The 20105-nt window shown below is 60.8% G+C and carries 19 protein-coding genes; 6 read left to right on the top strand and 13 right to left on the bottom strand.

What is annotated here, in order from left to right:
* The first annotated feature begins 134 nt into the window (after nt 1-134).
* From QIW53_RS05990 to QIW53_RS05980, 3 genes are all read left to right on the top strand, one after another.
* Complete coding sequence (locus QIW53_RS05990) at nt 135-1169, top strand: alpha/beta fold hydrolase (RefSeq protein ID WP_371048713.1); 1035 nt, start codon at nt 135-137, stop codon at nt 1167-1169.
* A 141-nt stretch (nt 1170-1310) separates the two neighbouring features.
* The gene (locus QIW53_RS05985) at nt 1311-2006 is read left to right on the top strand and encodes a hypothetical protein (RefSeq protein WP_371048712.1); all 696 of its coding nucleotides are present in this window, start codon (nt 1311-1313) and stop codon (nt 2004-2006) included.
* The gene (locus QIW53_RS05980) at nt 2003-2911 is read left to right on the top strand and encodes a hypothetical protein (protein WP_371048711.1); all 909 of its coding nucleotides are present in this window, start codon (nt 2003-2005) and stop codon (nt 2909-2911) included. Before QIW53_RS05985 ends, QIW53_RS05980 begins: the two co-directional genes overlap by 4 nt.
* Before the next feature lie 123 nt (nt 2912-3034).
* On the opposite strand, the gene QIW53_RS05975 is transcribed toward QIW53_RS05980, so the two are convergent.
* From QIW53_RS05975 to QIW53_RS05925, 11 genes are all read right to left on the bottom strand, one after another.
* The gene (locus QIW53_RS05975) at nt 3035-3364 is read right to left on the bottom strand and encodes a GlpM family protein (RefSeq protein ID WP_371048737.1); all 330 of its coding nucleotides are present in this window, start codon (nt 3362-3364) and stop codon (nt 3035-3037) included.
* An 8-nt stretch (nt 3365-3372) separates the two neighbouring features.
* Complete coding sequence (locus QIW53_RS05970) at nt 3373-4701, bottom strand: sigma-54-dependent transcriptional regulator (protein WP_371048710.1); 1329 nt, start codon at nt 4699-4701, stop codon at nt 3373-3375.
* On the bottom strand, nt 4698-6599 hold the full coding sequence (locus tag QIW53_RS05965) for a sensor histidine kinase (RefSeq protein WP_371048709.1): 1902 nt from the start codon (nt 6597-6599) through the stop codon (nt 4698-4700). The genes QIW53_RS05970 and QIW53_RS05965 overlap by 4 nt, the downstream gene beginning before the upstream one ends.
* A 162-nt stretch (nt 6600-6761) precedes the next feature.
* On the bottom strand, nt 6762-7496 hold the full coding sequence (locus tag QIW53_RS05960) for an amino acid ABC transporter ATP-binding protein (RefSeq protein ID WP_192305323.1): 735 nt from the start codon (nt 7494-7496) through the stop codon (nt 6762-6764).
* Complete coding sequence (locus QIW53_RS05955) at nt 7493-8164, bottom strand: amino acid ABC transporter permease (RefSeq protein WP_371048708.1); 672 nt, start codon at nt 8162-8164, stop codon at nt 7493-7495. The genes QIW53_RS05960 and QIW53_RS05955 overlap by 4 nt, the downstream gene beginning before the upstream one ends.
* Nucleotides 8164-8910, bottom strand: a complete 747-nt coding sequence (locus tag QIW53_RS05950) for an amino acid ABC transporter permease (protein ID WP_371048707.1) — start codon at nt 8908-8910, stop codon at nt 8164-8166. Before QIW53_RS05950 ends, QIW53_RS05955 begins: the two co-directional genes overlap by 1 nt.
* A 194-nt stretch (nt 8911-9104) precedes the next feature.
* Entirely contained in the window at nt 9105-10019 is a 915-nt protein-coding gene (locus QIW53_RS05945; RefSeq protein ID WP_371048706.1) for a glutamate/aspartate ABC transporter substrate-binding protein, read from the bottom strand.
* A gap of 447 nt (nt 10020-10466) precedes the next feature.
* Nucleotides 10467-12005 (bottom strand): glycerol-3-phosphate dehydrogenase, encoded by a 1539-nt coding sequence (gene glpD / locus QIW53_RS05940; RefSeq protein WP_371048705.1) that lies wholly within the window; start codon nt 12003-12005, stop codon nt 10467-10469.
* A gap of 307 nt (nt 12006-12312) precedes the next feature.
* Complete coding sequence (locus QIW53_RS05935; RefSeq protein WP_371048704.1) at nt 12313-13068, bottom strand: DeoR/GlpR family transcriptional regulator; 756 nt, start codon at nt 13066-13068, stop codon at nt 12313-12315.
* Nucleotides 13069-13163: 95 nt separating this feature from the next.
* Nucleotides 13164-14669, bottom strand: coding sequence for a glycerol kinase GlpK (gene glpK, locus QIW53_RS05930; RefSeq protein ID WP_371048703.1), 1506 nt, complete (start codon nt 14667-14669; stop codon nt 13164-13166).
* 73 nt (nt 14670-14742) lie between these two features.
* Entirely contained in the window at nt 14743-15594 is an 852-nt protein-coding gene (locus QIW53_RS05925) for an MIP/aquaporin family protein (protein WP_371048736.1), read from the bottom strand.
* Nucleotides 15595-15963: 369 nt separating this feature from the next.
* Between QIW53_RS05925 and ybaK the strand changes: the two genes are divergently transcribed.
* Both ybaK and QIW53_RS05915 read left to right on the top strand, forming a co-directional pair.
* Nucleotides 15964-16434, top strand: coding sequence for a Cys-tRNA(Pro) deacylase (gene ybaK, locus QIW53_RS05920; RefSeq protein WP_371048702.1), 471 nt, complete (start codon nt 15964-15966; stop codon nt 16432-16434).
* A 16-nt stretch (nt 16435-16450) separates the two neighbouring features.
* Nucleotides 16451-17233, top strand: coding sequence for a PhzF family phenazine biosynthesis protein (locus QIW53_RS05915; protein WP_371048701.1), 783 nt, complete (start codon nt 16451-16453; stop codon nt 17231-17233).
* 50 nt (nt 17234-17283) lie between these two features.
* Here the strand turns inward: QIW53_RS05915 and QIW53_RS05910 are convergent, their stop codons facing one another.
* Entirely contained in the window at nt 17284-18393 is a 1110-nt protein-coding gene (locus QIW53_RS05910) for an ABC transporter ATP-binding protein (RefSeq protein ID WP_371048700.1), read from the bottom strand.
* Nucleotides 18390-19310: an ornithine carbamoyltransferase gene (gene argF, locus QIW53_RS05905; RefSeq protein WP_371048699.1), complete on the bottom strand. Its 921-nt coding sequence runs from the start codon at nt 19308-19310 to the stop codon at nt 18390-18392. Before argF ends, QIW53_RS05910 begins: the two co-directional genes overlap by 4 nt.
* Nucleotides 19311-19715: 405 nt before the next feature.
* Between argF and QIW53_RS05900 the strand changes: the two genes are divergently transcribed.
* On the top strand, nt 19716-20006 hold the full coding sequence (locus QIW53_RS05900; RefSeq protein WP_371048698.1) for a hypothetical protein: 291 nt from the start codon (nt 19716-19718) through the stop codon (nt 20004-20006).
* Nucleotides 20007-20105 lie beyond the last annotated feature (99 nt).

Below are 20105 nucleotides of genomic sequence, written 5' to 3'. Positions count from 1 at the left end.
ATAGTTACCGCGCAGAGTGCCGGCACCGACCACTCGGCAATCTTCATCAAACTGTCACGCAACTGTGGCAGCGCGCTTGAACAAACTTCATCAGACTCGCGCTCTACTGGGGTTCTGCGTTTCGGTGTTTCTTCATGTGTGCACGATTTTTTTCCACTGTGGTTTTTCTGGCCGCGTTGTTGTTCGGCCTGCCGTCGTTGGCGGCGTCTCGATGCGATGTCAATGTTGCGACCGAACGGGTCGATCTGGCGCAGGTCAGCCTGGCCTACCAGAGCATCGGCCGTACCTCGGATCCGGCCCTGCTGCTGGTGATGGGCCTGGGCGGGCAATTGATTCACTGGCCCGATGAAGTGGTGGTCGCGCTGTGCCAACAGGGCTTTCGGGTGATCCGCTATGACAATCGCGATGTCGGCTTGTCGACGTGGCAGCAGGCACCGGTCGAGGCCAACCTGACGTTCGAAGTGCTGCGCTACAAGCTCGGCCTGCCGGTGGCGGCGCCGTATTCGCTGACGGACATGGCCGACGATGCCCTGGGTCTGATGACGGCCTTGCACGTCGAGCAGTTCCACGTGCTGGGCGCGAGCATGGGCGGGATGATCGCCCAGCACATGGCGGCGATGGCGCCGCAACGGGTGGAAAGCCTGACCCTGATCATGACCAGCTCCGGGGCCGAAGGCTTGCCGGCGCCGAGTGCGGCACTGGTGCAATTGTTGTCGCGCCGGGGTGCCCCCAATCGCCAGGTGGCGCTGGAGCAACAGGCCGATCTGCTCGCGGCGCTCGGCAGCCCGGACGTGAGCGATGATCGACAGGCGTTGTTGCAGCAGGCGGCGGTGGCTTATGACCGCGCCTTCAACCCCGAGGGCGTAAAGCGCCAGATCATGGCGATCCTCGCCGAGCCGAGCCGGGTGGCGCTGCTCAACCAGTTGCGCGTTCCGACCCTGGTGGTGCACGGCACGGCCGATCCGTTGCTGCCGGTGATGCATGGCGTGCACCTGGCGGCGCATATCCAGGGCAGCCAGTTGCGCTTGATTCCAGGCTTGGCCCATCGGTTTCAGGAGGCGTTCAAGGCGCCGCTGCTGGCAGCGGTGTTGCCGTATCTGCAGTCCCATCGCGAGGACACTTCACACTGGGCGCGGATCGACGCGCCCGTGGCGGGCAACCTTTTGTAGCTGATCATTCCCAGGCTCTGCGCGCGAAGATAGAGCGGCGGCTGTCACAGAGTTGAAAAAATATATCAATGTGCCACTATGGTTTTCGACCGTCGCTGCCGATAAAGACAGCGACGTTTTTCAATCATAGGGATTTGATCCATGACAGTTCACGCTTTTCGTACGTGGGCGGCGCTCACCTTGCTCGCCTGCCTGACCCTCACCGGCTGTGCCCACGTGCAACCCCCCGTCCCACTGGATCAACAATTCTGGAATGCCAAGGAACCGACCATCGGTGTAGCGATCACGGTGGTGCCGCCACCGGTGCTGGCACTGACCGGTAACCAGGGGCTTCTCGACTACGCGATCAACAAGGGCGTGAACAGCAAGCTCAGCGACAACGTCGAAAAATGGCAAGTGCGCGACCTCAACACGCTGCCCGATGTCATCGTCGCCAAGCTGGAAGCCAAGGGCTACAAGGTCAAGCGGATCAACGAGCCGGTGGACCTGAAGGTCTACAAGGAAAACAGTTTCCGTGAAGGTTATACCGTGCGCGACCTGACGCCGCTCAAGGCCACCTATGGTGTCGATCGCCTGTTGCTGGTGAACGTGTTCGCCACCGGTGCCACCCGCAGTTACTACGGCTTCGTGCCGACCAGCGTGCCGATGGCACAGGTGACCGGGCAGGGCATGGTGGTCGATCTGGCTGACAACAAACTGCTCTGGTTCAAACCCTTCGCCGTGGTGCAGGCGGCCCAGGGTGAGTGGGACGAGCCGACCTACACCAACCTGTCCAATGCTTTCTACCAGGCCATGGACACCAGCCGTCAGCAAATGATCACGCCGTTCGAACAATGAAACGTTCGTTCAGCCTGACCACCGCGCTGGTCCTGTTGATGCTGACCGGTTGTGCGCAGAAACCGGCGCCTGAAGCCGGTTTCAGGTCCCAGGGCGCAGCTCCGTACGTGCAGGCCCACGGCCTGAAAGTCGATATGCAACTGCCGCCGTCGTTTGTCGGTGCGAGCACGGTGATCGATGCCAAGACGGCGCAGGATGCTGCGTCGTCGAGTCATAACCTGATCGCCAACTCTGGCAGCAGTGCCGGGCTCGCGGGGCTGCTGGTGGCGAGCCTGATCAACACGCAGATGGGCAGCGGCAGCCTGCAACGCGATGCGGAAAAATCCGCCCTGAAGGATGCCCGGCCAATGGCCGACCTGCTGGCTGGCGTGCCGTTGCAGGAACGCCTGCAACGCCGTTACCAGCAGGCTTCACAAGTGGCCGGGCTCAAGCAGGGCGAGGGGGCCGTCACCGCACGCCTGGTGATCGAACCCAAGCTGATGCTCACCCCGGATCGCGGCAGCTTCATTCTGGTCAATCAGGTGCAGGTCCAGGACATTGCCGGTTCGGCCCTGTACCGCATGCGCATCGAAGTCGCCAGCCAGCCGATCCGCCGTTGCGGCAAGCAATGCATCGACGACGGCGGCCTGGATCTGGACAAGGTCACGGCGGTGCTCGACGAGTGCATAGACGAATCCATGCGTGTGCTGGCCGCCGACCTGATGCAACCGGCGCCACCGGAAGCGGCCCAGGAAACCTTGCGTTATGTGCTGGATGGTCAGCGCGTGGTCGAGCGCGGTTATCAACTGGCCAACCAGGGCAGTTACTGGCGTTATCGCAACCTGTACGGAGCGGTGAAATCGGTGCCGGTGCCGTTCGAGGACGCACTGACCCAGGCGCAGTTGCAGCGGGTTTACGGGCAGTAGGAGCGAGCATGTCGAGGCGTCGAACCGTCGCGATGGTCTTTAACGATGACGCGGGATGTCTGAATGCCCGCGGTGACTGGACCTCCATCGCGAGCATGCTCGCTCCTACAAGGGAAGGGGGCGTCAGGCGTGGATGCGCACCCAGACCGAAACCAGTACCGTCGCCGCCATCAACCACGCTACCGCCGCCACCGCCAGGGACGCCTCCAGGCGCAGGCGGTCGACCATCACGTACAGGGTCGCCAGGTAGATGAAATACGGAATGATCGACCACATGCCAAACACGATGGTCGTCTTCAGGTCCTCCAGCGAGCGCCCCTTGCCGACGATGTAATGGGCAATCAGCGCAAAGGTCGGAAACAAAGGCACCAGACCGGCGATGTAGTAATTTCTGGTCTTGGCCAGCGCCGCCAGCACAACCACCACCGCTGCACCGAGCGTGGCTTTCAAAATCAGATCCATCAGTGGCTCAGCCCGTATTTTTTCACTTTGTCGAATAACGTGGTCTTGGCCATGCCCAGTTCCAGGCTGGCCTGGGTCAGGTTGCCGCCGCTGCGTTGCAGGGCCTCGCCCAGCAGGTTGCGCTCGAAGGCTTCCACCGCTTCGGCGAAGGCCAGGCCCTGGGTGCCGGCGCTGGCGCCGGTCTTCTTGAAGGCGGGCAGGCCGAGGGCGAAGCGTTCGGCGACGTTGCGCAGTTCGCGCACGTTGCCCGGCCAGTCGTGGCTCATCAGGTGCGACAGGGTCTGGTTGTCCAGCTCCGGGGCGATCCGGTCGAAGCGCAGGGACGACTGCTGCAGAAAGTGCTCGAACAGTTGCAGGATGTCCTCGCGGCGCTCGCGCAGCGGCGGCAGTTCCAGGGTCACGACGTTGAGGCGGTAATACAGGTCGCTGCGGAAATCGCCGGCCTTGCTCAAGTCGTCGAGGTCGGACTTGGTCGCCGCGATCACCCGGCAATCCACCGCGACGCTCTGGTTCGAGCCGAGACGTTCCAGGGTGCGCTCCTGCAACACCCGCAGCAACTTGATCTGCAAGGGCAACGGCATGCTTTCCACTTCGTCGAGGAACAACGTGCCGCCGTCCGCGTGTTCGATTTTGCCGATGCGCCGTTTACCAGCGCCGGTGAAGGCGTTGGCTTCATGGCCGAAGATTTCGCTTTCGAACAGGTTCTCCGGCAGGCCGCCGCAGTTCAGCGCGACGAATTGCCGGGTGTGGCGGCGACTGAAGTCATGCAGGCAACGGGCAACCAGTTCCTTGCCGGTGCCGGTCTCGCCTTCGATCAGCACGTTGGCCGAGGTGTCGGCGACATTGGCGATCAGTTCGCGCAGTTGCTGCATCGCCGGCGATCGCCCGATGATCCGTCCTTCCAGGGAATCGCGCTCCGCCAGTTGCCGGCGCAGTGACGTCACTTCCCGCGCCAGACTGCGCTGCTCCAGCGCACGCCGCGCCACGTCCACCAGGCGCTCCGGGGAAAACGGTTTCTCCATGAAGTCATAGGCGCCTTTCTGCATCGCGCCGACGGCCATGGAAATGTCGCCGTGGCCGGTGATCAGCACCACCGGCAGGCTGCGATCGCGCGCCTTGAGCCGGGTCAGCAGTTCCAGGCCATCGATGCCCGGCAGGCGAATGTCGCTGATGACGATCCCGGCAAAGTTCTCGCCAACCCGCTCCAGTGCTTCTTCGGCGCTGGTCACGCCGATGCAGGGAATGTCCTCCAGGGTCAGCGCCTGTTGGCAGCCGAGCAGCACATGGGGGTCGTCTTCGACGATCAGTACACTAAGGTCGTTGTTCATATTGGCTCGGCAGGAGTAGGGCTTACCAACGGTAAACTGAGGACGAAGCTGGTGCCACCGCTGGCCGGGTGCTCGACACCCAGGTGCCCACCGGTGGCGGCGGCCAGGCTGGCGGACAAGGTCAGGCCAAGGCCCAGGCCCTGTTCGCCGGGTTTGGTGGTGAAAAACGGTTCGAACAGGTGCTTGCGAGCATCGTCGTCGATACCGTGCCCGTTGTCGCGCACCCGCAGGCGATATTTGCCATCCGACGCTTCGCCTTCCAGCCACAGCTCCGGCAGCGGTTGGGCCTGCATGGCGTCGAGGGCATTGCCGATCAGGTTGACCAGGATCTGCTCCAGGCGGGTCTGGTCGATCTGCACCTGCACTTCCTCGAACCGGCGATGCACTTGCAGGTGGGTGCTTTCGACCCGTGTGCCCAGCAGTTGCAAGGCCGCTTCCACGCCCTTGCCCAGGCAGGCCTGGCCCTTGTCGTCACCGCGTCGGGCGAAGGCGCGCAGGCTGGCGGTGATCCGGCCCATGCGGTCGATCAGTTCGTTGATGGTCTTGAGGTTGGTACTCGCCACGTCCAGCTGGCCACGTTCCATGAAGCGCACGGTGTTGCCGGACAAGGTGCGCAGCGCCGCCAGTGGCTGGTTCAGTTCATGGGCGATGCTGGTGGACATCTGGCCGATGGCGGCGAGCTTGCCGGCCTGCACCAGCTCATCCTGGGCGCGACGCAGGGTTTCCTCGGCGTGCCGGCGTTCGCGGATCTGGCCCTTGAGCCGTTCGTTGCTGGCGCGCAGGTCGGTGGTGCGTTCGGTAATCCGACGCTCCAGTTGATTGTTGGCTTCCTGCAGGGCTTCACGGGCGGCGAGGCGGGTGGCGATGACCTTGCGGCGCTCGTTCCAGGCGATCAGCAGGAAGGCCACCAGGGCAAACGCCACGGCGACGAGAATGCCCTGATTGATCGCCTGGCGGCGCAGATCCTGCAACGGCGTGAGCAGGGTGAAATGCCACGGCGTGTCACTCAACTGGCGGGTTTGCGAGAGGTAGCTGATGTCTTCTTGCTCGGACTCCACTTCGCTGTTGGCGGGGAAGGTCAGCTTTTCTTCGCCCTCGGCGAGCTTTTCCCGGGCCAGCGGTTGCAGCTCGTTCAGCGGGAACCAGTAATACTGGAGGCTGCGCGCGAGTTTTTCCTTGATGTCCTCGCTCAGCGGCACCACCGATTTGAGGCGCCGCGAAGGATCACTGGAGAGGATGATGATGCCGTTTTCGTCGCTGACGAAGGCTTCCAGGCGCGCCCGTTGCCAGCGTTCCTCCATGGCTTCCAGGCGAACCTTGACCACCGCCACGCCAATGATCTTGCCGTGCTCTTCCAGGCCATGGGCCAGGTAATAACCGGGCTCGCCGTTGGTGCTGCCGATGCCATAGAAACGCCCCGGCTGACCACGAATGGCGTTCTGGAAATAGGCACGGAAGGACAGGTCTTCACCGAGGTAGCTGTCGACATCGCGCCAATTGCTGGTGGCCATGACGCGGCCGGTGGTGTCCATCACATAGATGGCCCGGCTGCGGCTGCGCCGGTTCAGGCCTTCGAGGTAATCGTTGACGACCTGGCGGTGTTCCGGCGTCGGGTCGGCCAGCAGCGTGGACACACTCGATTCGAGTTCCAGCAGGCTGGGCAGGTAGGTGTACTTGCTGATTTCGCTCTCGACGGCGCGGGCGTGCAGCTCAAGCTGGCGCTGGCCGTTCTCGCTGAGGCTGCGGATGCCGTAGTGCTCGCTGAGCCAGAAGCCGAGGTAACCCAGGCCGATCATCAGGGCGATGATCAATGGCGGCAGGAGCAGATGGCGGATCTGACGGGGTTTCACGGCGAGTGATGGCGGCGCGGCGCGGTAAAGAGTGGGGTCGCATTTCATCACAGATGCCTTGGGTCAACCACAACACAAATCTCAACACCACCGCCGACCCAATGTGGGAGCGGGCTTGCTCGCGAAGGCGTAGTGTCTGTCACATCCATTTTGAATGTGCCGCCGCCTTCGCGAGAAAGCCTGCTCCCACAAGGGGAGTGCGGTGTTTTCTCAGTGCTGCAGGATCTTGTTGAGGAAGTGCTGGGTGCGTTCGGCGCGGCTGTTGATGTCGCCGAAGAACTCCTCTTTCGGGCAGTCTTCGATGATCTTGCCGGCGTCCATGAAAATCACCCGGTCCGCCACTTTGCGGGCGAAGCCCATTTCGTGGGTCACGCACATCATGGTCATGCCTTCATGGGCCAGTTGCACCATCACGTCGAGCACTTCGTTGACCATTTCCGGGTCCAGCGCCGAGGTCGGTTCGTCGAACAGCATGACGATCGGGTCCATCGCCAGCGCACGGGCAATCGCCACGCGCTGCTGCTGACCGCCGGAAAGCTGGCCGGGGTGCTTGTGGGCGTGAGCCGAGAGGCCGACACGCTCCAGCAGTTGCAGGCCTTTCTTGGTGGCTTCTTCCTTGCTGCGGCCCAGCACCTTGATCTGCGCAATGGTCAGGTTTTCGGTGATGGTCAGGTGCGGAAACAGTTCGAAGTGCTGGAACACCATGCCCACGCGCGAGCGCAGCTTGGGCAGGTCGGTCTTCGGGTTGGCGATGGAGGTGCCGTCGACCACGATGTCACCTTTCTGGAACGGCTCCAGGGCGTTGACGCATTTGATCAGGGTCGACTTGCCGGAACCGGACGGCCCGCACACCACGATCACTTCGCCTTTCTTGACCTCGGTGCTGCAATCGGTCAGCACCTGGAAGTCCCCATACCACTTGTTGATGTTCTTGATAGAGATCATACGGCGAACCTTTTTTGCAGACGCTTGACCAGCTGGGAGGCGGCAAAGCTGATGATGAAGTACACGAGACCTGCGAAGATCAGGAACTCATTGGAGCGACCGATGATGTCGCCGCTGGCACGCGAAGCATTGAGGAAATCCACCAGGCCGACGGCGTAGACCAGCGAGGTGTCCTGGAACAGGATGATGCTTTGCTGAAGCAACAGCGGGGTCATCTTGCGGAACGCTTGCGGCAGGATGATCAGGCGCATCATCTGGCCATAAGTCATGCCCAGCGCCTGTGCGGCACCCATCTGGCCCTTGGGGATCGACTGCACGCCGGCACGGACGATTTCGCAGAAGTAGGCCGCTTCGAACATCATGAAGGCCACGATGCACGAGGTGAAGGCGCCGATCGGGGTGTCTTCGCCGGTGATCCAGCGCAGCACGAAAGGCACCGCCAGGTAGAACCAGGTGATGACCAGCAGCAACGGGATCGAACGGAAATAGTTGACGTAGGCGCCGGCCAGGTTCGACAGCAGTTTGCTGTGGGACAGGCGCATCAGTGCGAGCACGGTGCCGAGGATGATCCCGCCGACGACACCCATCGCCATCAATTGCAGGGTCATGACCATGCCGTTCCACAAGCCCGGCAGGGAAGGAATGATGCCCGAGAAGTCGAATTCCATCATTTACCCCCTACGGAGATCAGGCCCGGCACGGCGACTTTCTTCTCGACCATGCGCATCAGCAGCATCAGGCTCATGTTCAGGGTGAAGTAGATCAGCGTGGCCAGGGTGAACGCTTCGAACAGGTTGGCCGAGAATTCGGCGGTCTGCTTGGTCTGCGCGAGCAATTCCATCAGGCCGATCAGCGACGCCACGGACGAGTTCTTGAAGACGTTGAGAAATTCCGACGTGAGTGGCGGAATGATGATCCGGTAAGCCTGGGGCAGCAGCACGTTCCAGTAGATCTGCGGCAGTTTGAAACCCATGGCGCGAGCGGCCGATTCCTGGCCCTTGGGCAGTGCCTGGATGCCGGTGCGCACCTGTTCGCAAACCCGTGCGGCCGTGAACAGGCCCAGGCACACGATGACGCTGAGGAAGGCCGACGTAGTCGGGTTCAGGTCCTGCTTGTACCAGTCCTGCAGGTTCTGTGGCAGCAGGTCGGGCACCAGGAAGTACCAGATGAACAGCTGCACCAGCAGCGGCACGTTACGGAAGATTTCCACGTAGCAGGTCGCAATGCCCGACACCAGGCGATTCGGTACGGTGCGCATGACACCCAGAATCGAGCCCAATGCCAGGGCGATGATCCAGGCCACGATGGCGATGGCGATGGTCCAGCCCAGACCGGAGATGTACCAGTCGAGATACGTCTCGCTGCCCACTCCGGTGGATCTGAAGAACACGCCCCAGTCCCAGTTGTAATTCATTAGGGTCTCCCCTCGGATTCTATCGATTTACAAATGCCCGCCTGGGGAAACTCCGTTCCCACCCAATCGCGACGATCGGGCACACACGAGCGGCTCGACAGCCACCGGTTCGAGTGTTTCCAGATTGATGCCAGCAGGGAGTGACAACTCCTGAAAGGGCAACGACCCTCTCAGGAGATAAGGTTAGACAGAAATCAGGATTTCTTGTCGTCAGCCGCTTTATCGGTCGGCGTGGCGATCAGCGCCTTGAGCTCGTCGCTCATCGGGAAGTTCAGGTTCACGCCTTTAGGCGGAACTGGCTGCAGGAACCATTTATCGTAGATCTTGTTGATCTCGCCCGAGGCGTAAGTGGCCTTGATGGCGTCGTCCACCACCTTTTTGAACGGCTCGTCGCCCTTGCGCACCATGCAGCCGTAGATTTCGTACGACTGTGGCGTGCCGGTAACGGCCCAGTCAGCCGGCTTCTTGGCCTTGGCCATCTCACCGGCCAGCAACACGTCGTCCATCATGAACGCTACGGCGCGGCCGCTTTCCAGCATCTGGAAGGACTCGCCATGGTCCTTGGCGGAAATGACGTTCATGCCCATCTGCTTGTCGGCATTCATCGCCTTGAGGATGCGCTCGGACGTGGTGCCGGCAGTGGTCACGACGTTCTTGCCTTTCAGGTCGTCGAAGTCCTTGTAGGCAGAGTCTTTCTTGGCCAGCAGGCGGGTGCCGACTTCGAAGATGCCCACGGAGAAGTCAACCTGTTGCTGACGCTCGACGTTGTTGGTGGTGGAACCGCATTCCAGGTCTACGGTGCCGTTCTGCACCAGCGGGATACGGGTTTGCGAAGTCACCAGGTTGTATTTGACCTGGAGGTTGGGCAGGTCCAGCTCTTTCTTCAGCGCTTCGACGACTTTCAGCTGCAAGTCGTGGGAGTAGCCGACCGGTTTGCCGGAAGCGTCCACGATGTAGGAGAAAGGAATGGACGCGTCACGGTGTCCGAGGGTGATCGTGCCGGAGTCTTTGATCTTCTTCAGGGTGCCGGTGAGTTCGGCGGCAAAAACTGGCGTGCTGATCAGAGCGGCAGCAATGGCTGCGCCCAGGATGTGGGGAACGATGCGCATCAAATTGTCCTCGACATTGTTTTTTTTATGGAGCCAGTTGATCGGCCCTTTTGAGCTTCGAACGTTTGCTGGGTTCTGCGGTTGTGCACAGCAAGCATTCGTCAAGAAGTGTAGAGCATGAGTCATGCCAGGCCAGGGCTGATGAGTCAACCTGCTGATTTATAAGCATTATTAGTTTTGGTTGATGTTTTTTTGATATCAGAAAATCCGGTTAACCGAATGAATGTCAATGCTCTGTTCGGAAAACCGAATGCTTTGCCATGCTGGTTGATCATCCCTGTGGGAGCGGGCTTGCTCGCGATGGCGGCGTGTCATTCATTATTTCGTATCTGACACACCGTATTCGCGAGCAAGCCCGCTCCCACAGGGGAATGTGTAGGTGCCCAGAACGGAAAAAGCCCCCGAATCGTGAGATTCGGGGGCTTTCGCTCACAGTGGTCCGGTCGATCAGGCCGCTTCGATCTTGCCGCGGTTCTGCTCTACCTTGTTCAGGTAGTCCACGAGTTTCTGCTGTTCGGCTGCGGTGGTGAACAAGCCCAGCTTGCTGCGACGCCACAGGATGTCATGCGCGGTAGTCGCCCATTCCTCGCTGCACAGGTAATCGACCTCGCGGCTGTAAAGGCCGCCGCCGATGTGTTCGCCCAGGTCGGCGAGGGTCTGCACGCCTTCCAGCATGCGCCAGGTGCGGCTGCCGTAAGTGGTGGACCAACGACGGGCGATTTCCGTGGGCACCCAATCGTACTGATCGCGAATCCGCGAACTCAGGGCCTGCGGGGTGCTCATGTCTTCACCGCCCGGCAGGGTCTCGCTGGCGGTCCAGCGCGGCTTGATGTGCGGGAAGTACGGCGCCAGTTGCGCCAGTGCCGATTCGGCCAGTTTGCGGTAGGTGGTCAGCTTGCCGCCGAATACCGACAACAACGGGGCCTCTTCAGCGGAACCCGACAAGGCCAGGGTGTAATCGCGGGTGACGGCCGACGGGTTGTCGGATTCATCGTTGCACAGGGGGCGCACGCCGGAATAACTGTGCAGGATGTCGTCGCGGCTGATCTGTTTCTTGAAGTGGGCATTGACCACTTTGAGCAGATAATCGGTTTCGCCGTCGGTGATCGCCACGTTTGCCGGGTCACCGGTGTATTCGCGATCCGTGGTGCCGATCAGTGTGAACTGGTTCAGGTACGGAATGGTGAAAACGATACGCTGATCTTCGTTCTGCAGAATGTGTGCGTGGTCGCCCTCGTACAGTTTCGGCACGATCAGGTGGCTGCCCTGGATGAGGCGGATGCCGTAGGGCGATTCCATCTTCAGGTCATCACGAATGAACTTGGCGACCCATGGACCGGCCGCGTTGACCAGTGCCTTGCTGCGGATCGAGAACAGGCTGCCGTCGGCGCGTTCCAGGTGCAGGTGCCACAGGCCCTTGGTGCGGCGGGCGCTGACGCAGCGGGTCTGGGTGTGAACATGGGCGCCTTTTTCGCGGGCGGCCATGGCGTTCAATACCACCAGGCGGGCGTCGTCTACCCAGCAATCGGAGTATTCGAAACCCTTGGTGATTTCGCTTTTCAACGGGCTGTCCGGGCCGAACTTCAGGCTTTTCGAGCCTTCGAGCTTTTCCCGTTTGCCGAGGTTGTCATACAGAAACAGGCCCGCGCGGATCATCCAGGCCGGGCGCAGGTGCGGGCGATGCGGCAATACGAAGCGCATCTGCTTGACGATGTGCGGCGCTTTGGCCAGCAGCACTTCGCGCTCGGCGAGGGCTTCACGGACCAGACGGAATTCGTAATGTTCGAGGTAGCGCAGGCCGCCGTGGATCAGTTTGCTGCTGGCTGACGACGTGTGGCTGGCCAGGTCGTCCTTTTCGCAAAGGAATACCGAGAGGCCGCGACCGGCGGCGTCCGCTGCGATTCCCACGCCATTGATCCCGCCACCGATGACGGCAATGTCGTAGACCTCAGCGATAGGGGGCGTAGACAAGGTAGAAGTGGGCATCGCATGGCCTCAGGCTTTTTTTGATTTTCGGTATTTGAATTCGAACATTAATGTTCATTTGCGAAAATGGTAGCCCAATAAGCCGTGCACAGCCAGCCTGCTTCGATTGAAAAAACTCATCGAAGGGTGGCTAAAGGAAAATTTTCGAACATGAGGGCGCGTTTTTAGCGCAAGTGGGATGTTGTCTGTTCCGGCCCCTTCGCGAGCAAGACCGCTCCCACAGTGGTTGTGTTAACGACACGGATCAACTGTGGTAGCGGGCTTGCTCGCGATGGGGCCGGCACAGGCTACAGAGAAGCCAAGGTGATCAAACGACTTCCAACCGAACCTTATGCTGACTCAACAACTGCGCCAGCGCCGGCACCGGCTGCTGATCGGTCACCAGGCAATCGACCAGGCTGATCGGCCCCAGGCGAATCATGGCGTTGCGTCCGAACTTGCTGGAGTCGGCCGCCAGGATCACCTGCCGGGCATTGGCGATGATGGCCTGGGATACCCGCACTTCCTGGTAATCGAAGTCCAGCAGGCTGCCGTCTTCATCGATACCGCTGATGCCGACCAAGGCGAAGTCGACCTTGAACTGATTGATGAAATCGACACTCGCCTGACCGACCACGCCACCGTCGCGCCGCACGTTGCCGCCGGTCAACAGGACGTCGAAGTCATCCTTGGCGCTGAGCATCGAAGCGACGTGCAGGTTATTGGTGATGATCTTCAAGTGGCTGTGGTTGAGCAGCGCCCGGGCGATCGATTCGGTGGTAGTGCCGATGTTGATGAACAGCGAGGCGTGGTCAGGGATCTGCGCGGCAATGGCTTCGCCGATGCGCTGCTTTTCATCGCGCATCTGGTCGGCGCGCATCGCGTAGGCGGTGTTTTCGACGCTGGAGTCGTAAGCCGCGCCGCCATGGTAGCGACGCAGCAGATTGGCTTCCGCGAGCTGATTGATGTCGCGGCGGATGGTCTGGGGGGTAACGACGAACAGCGAGGCCATTTCCTCGATACTGACGTAGCCGCGTTCGCGAACCAGTTCGAGGATTTGCTGCTGACGGGGAGGCAGATTCATGGGGCGTCCTTTGGGCTGCCGTGCAAAATTTGCCCATGATGCCGCAGGAATCTGCTCCCTGCCAGTTACAACCGGATACCGGTCCGGTCCCTGGCTTATTCAGCGCCTTCGTGCGGTTCCCAGTCGCGGGTGCGGCTGACGGCTTTTTTCCAGCCGGCGTAGAGTTTTTCCTTGGCGGCTTCGTCCAGCGTCGGTTCGAACTCGCGCTCGATGATGGCCTTGTCGCGCAACTCTTCCAGGCTACCCCAGAAACCACAGGCCAGGCCGGCCAGATAAGCGGCACCGAGCGCCGTGGTCTCACGCATTTTCGGGCGTTCGACCTGAGTGCCCAGAATGTCGGCCTGGAATTGCATGAGGAAGTTGTTCGCCACCGCGCCGCCGTCCACGCGCAGGGCTTTGAGGCGTTCGCCGGAATCCTGCTGCATGGCGTCGAGCACGTCACGGGTCTGGTAGGCAATCGACTCCAGGGCCGCACGAATGATGTGGTCCACGCGAACGCCGCGAGTCAGGCCGAACAACGCGCCACGGGCATACGGGTCCCAGTAGGGCGCGCCGAGACCGGTGAAGGCTGGCACCAGGTACACGCCGTTGCTGTCCTTGACCTTGTTGGCAAAGTATTCGGTGTCATGGGCGTCATTGACGATCTTCAGTTCATCGCGCAGCCACTGAACGGTCGAGCCGCCGTTGAACACCGCACCTTCCAGTGCGTAGGCGACTTCGCCACGCGGACCGCAAGCGATGGTAGTCAGCATGCCGTGTTGCGACTTCACGGCTTTCTCGCCGGTGTTCATCAACAGGAAGCAACCGGTGCCATAGGTGTTTTTCGCCTGGCCCGGCTCGACGCACATCTGGCCAAACAGCGCGGCCTGCTGGTCGCCGGCGATACCGCCGATGGCGATGCCGCTTTTGGTGCGGCCGTAGATTTCGGAGGACGACTTCACCTCTGGCAACATTTCGCGGGGGATATCCAGCACCTCGAGCATCTTCGCATCCCACTCCAGGGTGTGGATGTTGAAGAGCATCGTGCGCGAGGCGTTGGTGTAGTCGGTGACGTGCACCTTGCCGCCGGTAAATTTCCAGATCAGCCAGCTGTCGACGGTGCCGAACAGCAGTTCGCCATTGCGCGCCCGTTCACGGCTGCCTTCGACGTTGTCGAGGATCCACTTGAGCTTGGTGCCGGAGAAGTACGGGTCGGTGACCAGACCGGTGGTGTCGCTGATGTATTGCTCGTGGCCATCGCGTTTGAGTTGCTGGCAGATTTCGGTGCTGCGCCGGCACTGCCAGACGATCGCGTTGTAGACAGGCCGGCCGGTGGTCTTGTCCCAGACCACGGTGGTCTCCCGCTGGTTGGTAATGCCGATGGCGGCCACCTGGTCGTGATGCAGGCCGGCTTGCGCCAGTGCTTCGACCATCACCGCGCTCTGGGTGGCAAAGATTTCCATCGGGTCGTGTTCGACCCAGCCGGCCTGCGGGTAGTGCTGGGCGAATTCGCGCTGGGCGGTGCAGACCACGTTGGCATCGCGGTCGAAGATGATCGCGCGGGAGCTGGTCGTACCCTGATCGAGGGCAATGATGTAGTTCTTGTTCTGAAGGTCGGTCATGTCGATTGCCTTGGTCGAAATAAGGGGGTGAAGTCAGGCGCGGATCGAAGGGCAGGATCACGCGCCTACGGTATCAAGAAGTACGTGGTTTGCCGTCAATGCTCGGTGCTGCTTTCGTTGTAGCAGGTTCGGTGCCTGGCAAATGCCGGGCAATCAGCCCGCGATAAGCGGCGGCACCGAGGCAGGCACCGATGATCGGTGCAAAAATCGGGATCAGGAAATACGGGATATCACGCCCGCCGGTGAGGGAAATTTCACCCCAGCCGGCGAAGAAAGTCATCAGCTTGGGGCCGAAATCACGCGCCGGGTTCATCGCAAAACCCGTCAGTGGTCCCATCGAACTGCCGATCACGGCAATCAGCAGCCCGATCAGCAGCGGTGCCATCGGCCCGTTCGGCAAGCCGTTGTTGTCGTCGGTGAGCGACATGATCACGCCCATCAGGATCGCGGTGATGATCACTTCAACCAGGAAGGCCTGGGCTGTGGATAACGAAGGATTCGGGAAAGTGGAAAACACCGACGCGAGTTCCAGGCTGGCCTGGCTGCCACGCACCATGTGGTGGGTTTGTTCGTAATCGAAGAAGAGGTTGCTGTACAGCGTGTAAACCAGCAAGGCGCCGCAGAACGCGCCGGCGACCTGGGAAAGTATGTAAAGCGGCAGTCTGCGCTTTTCGAAGTCGGTGAAAATACAGAGCGCAATGCTGACGGCAGGATTGAGGTGAGCCCCGGAAATGCCGGCGGTCAAATAGATCGCCATGCTCACGCCCACGCCCCAGATGATGCTGATTTCCCACAAGCCGAAGCTGGCACCCGCGACCTTGAGCGCGGCAACACAACCGGTACCGAAAAAGATCAGCAGCGCAGTGCCCAGAAACTCGGCCATGCATTGGCTGGAGAGTGACGGTTGTCGTAAAGCAGTTGTCATCAAAAACCTCTTTGTTTTTTTTCTCTGGCGCTTTTTCCTGACCAGGATCAAGGCGCGATTTTCATCGGGAGGGTCCCCACCCTGATTCCCGATTTACTGCTGGGTGTCGCGTTGTCGCGTTATACGGTATTCGTAATCGAAAAAATATAGTCAGAAAACATAAGTGTCAAAGATCGAAAGTGAACCACCGGTCATATCAGAACTATTAGTCACATGAATGATCGTTTTGTTTTATTCGGCCGAGCAGCGCTGACGAACGGTAGGGCATCATTCCATGCCGCTCAAACGCCTCCGGGATAGAGCGTTTTGCGAGGCAATGTCCTAGAATCGGACGCATTGTTTTTTCCTGCTGCCCCGTCTGGAGCTGTCATGACCCCTGCATTGGATTTGTTGAAAAAGGTTCGTGCCGAACATCAGGTACACAGTTACGAACATGATCCGAAGGCAGCGTCCTACGGGCTCGAGGCGGCGGAAAAACTTGGGCTGGATCCTGCGCAGGTGTTCAAGACCTTGCTCGCTGCCAGCGAGAAAGGGGAATTGCTGGTGGCGGTGGTGCCGGTGATCGGCACCCTGGATTTGAAAGGCCTGGCCCAGGCGGCCAAGGTCAAGAAAGTCGAAATGGCCGACCCGGCCGCCGCGCAGCGCTCCACCGGTTATCTGTTGGGTGGCATCAGTCCGCTCGGGCAGAAAAAACGTCTGCGCACGTTTATCGACACCTCGGCTCAGGCGTTCGCCAACATCTTTGTCAGTGCCGGGCGGCGCGGTCTGGAGGTTGAATTGGCGCCGGCCGTGTTGGCCGAGCATACTCAGGCGACGTTTGCCGAAATCGGTCGCGTCTGAATCAGGGAGAAGATTTATGCAGCTTGAGTTTTACCAGGTCGATGCGTTCAGTGATCGGCCTTTCGGTGGCAATCCGGCGATGGTTTATCGGCTCGATGCCTGGCTCGCCGACGAGTTGATGCAAAAAATTGCTGCCGAGCACAACCTCGCCGAAACCGCCTTTGTGGTGCGCGAAGGGCAGGGTTGGCGCATCCGCTGGTTCACGCCCACCACCGAAGTGCCCTTGTGCGGGCACGCCACGCTGGCCAGTGCTTATGTCTTGTTCGACATCCATAAAGAGCCTGCACAGCGCCTGGATTTCATCTGCAAATCCGGACCGCTGAGCGTGAGTCGCGAAGGTGATCGGTTGTGGCTGGACTTCCCGGCCATCGAGACGTCGGAAGTGGGTGTGACCGTGGACGTCGAGCGTGCGCTGGGTGTCGAAGCGGTGGATGTGCGGGGCTCGAACGAGTTGTTCGTGGTGCTGGAGTCCGAGCAGGCGGTGCTCGATTGCCAGCCAGACATGGTCGCGCTGGCCAAGCTGCCGTGGCTGGGCGCCATCGTCACCGCCAAAGGCAGCAAGCATGATTTCGTCTCGCGCTATTTCGCACCGGCCATCGGCATCAATGAAGACCCGGTGACGGGCTCGACGCATTGCAGCCTGATTCCGTACTGGTCGAAACGCCTGGGCAAGTCGAGCCTGACGGGCTATCAATGTTCCAGGCGCGGTGGCGAGTTGTTCTGCCGTCTTGAGGGGGAGCGGGTGAAGATCGGTGGGCAGGCGACCCTGGTCGCCAGTGGCACGCTGATGCTGGCCTGACCCGGATCAAGGTGGGAGCGAGCAGGCTCGCTCCCACCTTGATCCGTGTATCAGCCGGCCGTGCTGTACCGCCGCACACCCGATTCAACCGGTGGAATCTGCGCCGCTGTACTGCCGTTCGCCTGGAACAGCACCAGATGATCGGCGGCCACCGCAATCCCGACATCCGCGCCGATCTGATGATCGACATGACTCGGAAAAATCGACTCGAGCTGCGCCCCGGTCGGCATCTGCAAGCGGTACAAGGTTGACGCCCCCTGAAATGACTTGCCGACAATCCGTGCCCTCAGCGCGCTGTCCGGCGCATGAACGATGTCGTCCGGGCGCAGCAGCACGTCCACCGCGCCGCCGGTCGGCCAGGTGTAGGCCCGGTTGCCACGCAGTTCACCGAGCTCGGTCTGCACCGATTCCGGGCTGCTCAGCTGGCCGCGAATGAAGTAACCCTGGCCGATGAAACTGGCGACATAGGGGGTCTGCGGTTCGTGGTACAGGTTGTAGGGCGTGTCCCACTGCTCGAGCCGACCTTCCTTGAATACCCCGATGTGGTCGCTGACTGCGAAGGCTTCTTCCTGGTCGTGGGTCACCAGAATCGCGCTGGTGCCCCGGGCCTTGAGGATGTCGCGCACTTCGTGGCTGAGTTTGCGCCGCAGTTCGCCATCGAGGTTGGAAAAGGGTTCGTCGAGCAGCAGCAATTGCGGTTCCGGTGCCAGGGCGCGAGCGAGGGCAACACGCTGTTGCTGGCCCCCCGACAGTTCGTGCGGAAAACGCTTGCCGAGGTTCTTCAGGTTGACCAGTTCCAGCAGTTCTTCGGTGACCCGGTCTTTGTGCGGGTGCTTGCGAATGCCGAAGGCGATGTTCTCGGCCACGCTCAAGTGCGGGAACAGGGCGTAGTCCTGGAACACCATGCCGATCCGGCGTTTCTCCGGGGCCAGGGTGAAACCGGCGCTGGAGATCGTTTCGCCCGCCAGGGTGATCTCACCTTCGTGCACCGGTTCGAAACCGGCGATCGCCCGCAATGTGGTGGTTTTGCCGCAACCCGACGAACCGAGCAGGCAACCGATGTCGCCGGCATTGAGATGCAGGTTGAGGTTTTGCACCACGCGCTGGTCTTGATAGCCGCAGGCGAGGTTGTGCAGGTTAAGCAGTAATGGCTGGCTCATGCGTGATGGTACGAAGGCGGGACGAGAAACTCGAGCAGGGCCTTTTGTGCGTGAAGACGATTTTCTGCCTGATCCCAGGCGACGGAGCGCGGGTCATCGAGCAGGTCGAGGCTGATTTCCTCGCCACGGTGGGCGGGCAGGCAGTGCATGAACAGTACGTCCTCGGCCGCCAGGTCGAGCAGCGCGCGATTGACCTGGAAAGGCGCGAACAGCTTCAGGCGCTTGGCCGTCTCTTCTTCCTGGCCCATGGAGGTCCAGACATCGGTGCTCACCAGATGGGCGCCGCGCACGGCATCCTGCGGGTTGCGCACGATGGTCACCCGCTCACCGGCCCTGGCCACGAACTCGGGGTTGGGCTCGTAACCTTCGGGGCAGGCGATGCGCAGCTGGAAGTCGAACTGGATCGCCGCTTCTATATAGCTGTTGCACATGTTGTTGCCGTCGCCGATCCAGGCCACGGTCTTGCCCTGGATCGACCCGCGGTGTTCCAGGAAGGTTTGCATGTCGGCCAGCAACTGGCACGGGTGCAGGTCATCGGACAGGCCGTTGATCAGTGGCACGCGGGAGTTGGCGGCGAATTCGGTCAGGGTGCTGTGGGCGAAGGTGCGAATCATCACCGCATCGAGCATGCTCGACATGACGATGGCGGCGTCGCCGATCGGCTCGCCGCGGCCCAGTTGGGTATCCCGTGGCGACAGGAAGATCGCCTGGCCACCCAGTTGGATCATGCCGGCTTCGAATGAGATACGGGTGCGGGTCGAGGACTTCTCGAAAATCATCCCGAGCACGCGGTTTTTCAATGGCTCGAACAGTACGCCGCGGTTACGCAGGTCTTTGAGCTCCACGCCTCGACGGATCACGCTGACCAGTTCGTCGGGCGTGCAGTCCATCAGGGAGAGAAAGTGCCTAGCGCTCATCATTGACTACCTTTTTGCAACAGACCGCAGATACTCAAAGCCTTGTCATACGGAACAACGGGCGAGACCTGCGGCGTAAGCCGCACGGGGCGACGAAATAGGGAAGGCGCGATCTTGACACTAAATGTCGCGTTTTTCCAATAGGCTACGGTTTTGACGGATTTCAGAGGGGCTATGAGGGGAGGCCGCAATAGCGCGTTTGAAGTGGTTTCCTGACAGCAGCGGGACATTTGTACACCGGGCTTGCGGGGCTTGGCAATCAAGCGGGACGGGGATGACGCTGTGGTTGTCGGTTTTTGATCGGTTGCCAGCCATCGTTAATGGCAATGTGCTTCGTCTGAAACACTTGCTAATGCAATGTGCTGGGTTATAAATAAGTCACGATCGACGCAGGAAGTCCCCGGAATGGAATCGAAAGAACAGCAACTCATGGAATTGCTCGGCCTGACGGCCCGGGCACTGACGCACCTCACGGCTTCCATGACATCGATGTCCTTCGAGCTCTTGCGAAGTAATGACGAGGTCACCAAGGCCGCCGGTCGGCGCATGATCGACCGCATGGCCACCATCAGCGCCGGTCTTGACGAGCATTGGCGGATCATCGGTGAACTCACCGGCGTACACGTCGCCCACGAGCAGATCGAAACCATTCAGGAAATCCAGATGCAGGCGCCGCCCAGGCTGCCATCCAACTGAGGACGGGCGGCCATCGGCTGGGCTGATGGCGGCCGATTCACAATTCGAACGTCGCTGGCGCCGCGACGGGGCGCGGGCCATAGTTTTGGTCCCGCGGCC

The organism is Pseudomonas fluorescens (genome assembly GCF_041354075.1).
Taxonomy (GTDB): domain Bacteria; phylum Pseudomonadota; class Gammaproteobacteria; order Pseudomonadales; family Pseudomonadaceae; genus Aquipseudomonas; species Aquipseudomonas fluorescens_CE.
The sequence above is the reverse complement of the archived record's forward strand: the minus strand, read 5'-3'. Positions and strand labels throughout refer to the sequence as shown.

Excerpts from the sequence above, each read along its gene's own strand:
- QIW53_RS05990 (WP_371048713.1), top strand. The coding sequence starts at position 135 with ATGTGTGCACGATTTTTTTCCACTGTGGTTTTTCTGGCCGCGTTGTTG.
- QIW53_RS05960 (WP_192305323.1), bottom strand. The coding sequence starts at position 7,496 with ATGATCTCTATCAAGAACATCAACAAGTGGTATGGGGACTTCCAGGTG.
- QIW53_RS05950 (WP_371048707.1), bottom strand. The coding sequence starts at position 8,910 with ATGAATTACAACTGGGACTGGGGCGTGTTCTTCAGATCCACCGGAGTG.
- QIW53_RS05935 (WP_371048704.1), bottom strand. The coding sequence starts at position 13,068 with ATGAATCTGCCTCCCCGTCAGCAGCAAATCCTCGAACTGGTTCGCGAA.
- QIW53_RS05955 (WP_371048708.1), bottom strand. The coding sequence starts at position 8,164 with ATGGAATTCGACTTCTCGGGCATCATTCCTTCCCTGCCGGGCTTGTGG.
- QIW53_RS05980 (WP_371048711.1), top strand. The coding sequence starts at position 2,003 with ATGAAACGTTCGTTCAGCCTGACCACCGCGCTGGTCCTGTTGATGCTG.
- QIW53_RS05945 (WP_371048706.1), bottom strand. The coding sequence starts at position 10,019 with ATGCGCATCGTTCCCCACATCCTGGGCGCAGCCATTGCTGCCGCTCTG.
- QIW53_RS05925 (WP_371048736.1), bottom strand. The coding sequence starts at position 15,594 with ATGACAACTGCTTTACGACAACCGTCACTCTCCAGCCAATGCATGGCC.
- QIW53_RS05900 (WP_371048698.1), top strand. The coding sequence starts at position 19,716 with ATGGAATCGAAAGAACAGCAACTCATGGAATTGCTCGGCCTGACGGCC.
- glpK (WP_371048703.1), bottom strand. The coding sequence starts at position 14,669 with ATGACCGACCTTCAGAACAAGAACTACATCATTGCCCTCGATCAGGGT.
- QIW53_RS05915 (WP_371048701.1), top strand. The coding sequence starts at position 16,451 with ATGCAGCTTGAGTTTTACCAGGTCGATGCGTTCAGTGATCGGCCTTTC.
- QIW53_RS05970 (WP_371048710.1), bottom strand. The coding sequence starts at position 4,701 with ATGAACAACGACCTTAGTGTACTGATCGTCGAAGACGACCCCCATGTG.
- ybaK (WP_371048702.1), top strand. The coding sequence starts at position 15,964 with ATGACCCCTGCATTGGATTTGTTGAAAAAGGTTCGTGCCGAACATCAG.
- glpD (WP_371048705.1), bottom strand. The coding sequence starts at position 12,005 with ATGCCCACTTCTACCTTGTCTACGCCCCCTATCGCTGAGGTCTACGAC.
- argF (WP_371048699.1), bottom strand. The coding sequence starts at position 19,310 with ATGAGCGCTAGGCACTTTCTCTCCCTGATGGACTGCACGCCCGACGAA.
- QIW53_RS05965 (WP_371048709.1), bottom strand. The coding sequence starts at position 6,599 with ATGAAATGCGACCCCACTCTTTACCGCGCCGCGCCGCCATCACTCGCC.
- QIW53_RS05985 (WP_371048712.1), top strand. The coding sequence starts at position 1,311 with ATGACAGTTCACGCTTTTCGTACGTGGGCGGCGCTCACCTTGCTCGCC.
- QIW53_RS05910 (WP_371048700.1), bottom strand. The coding sequence starts at position 18,393 with ATGAGCCAGCCATTACTGCTTAACCTGCACAACCTCGCCTGCGGCTAT.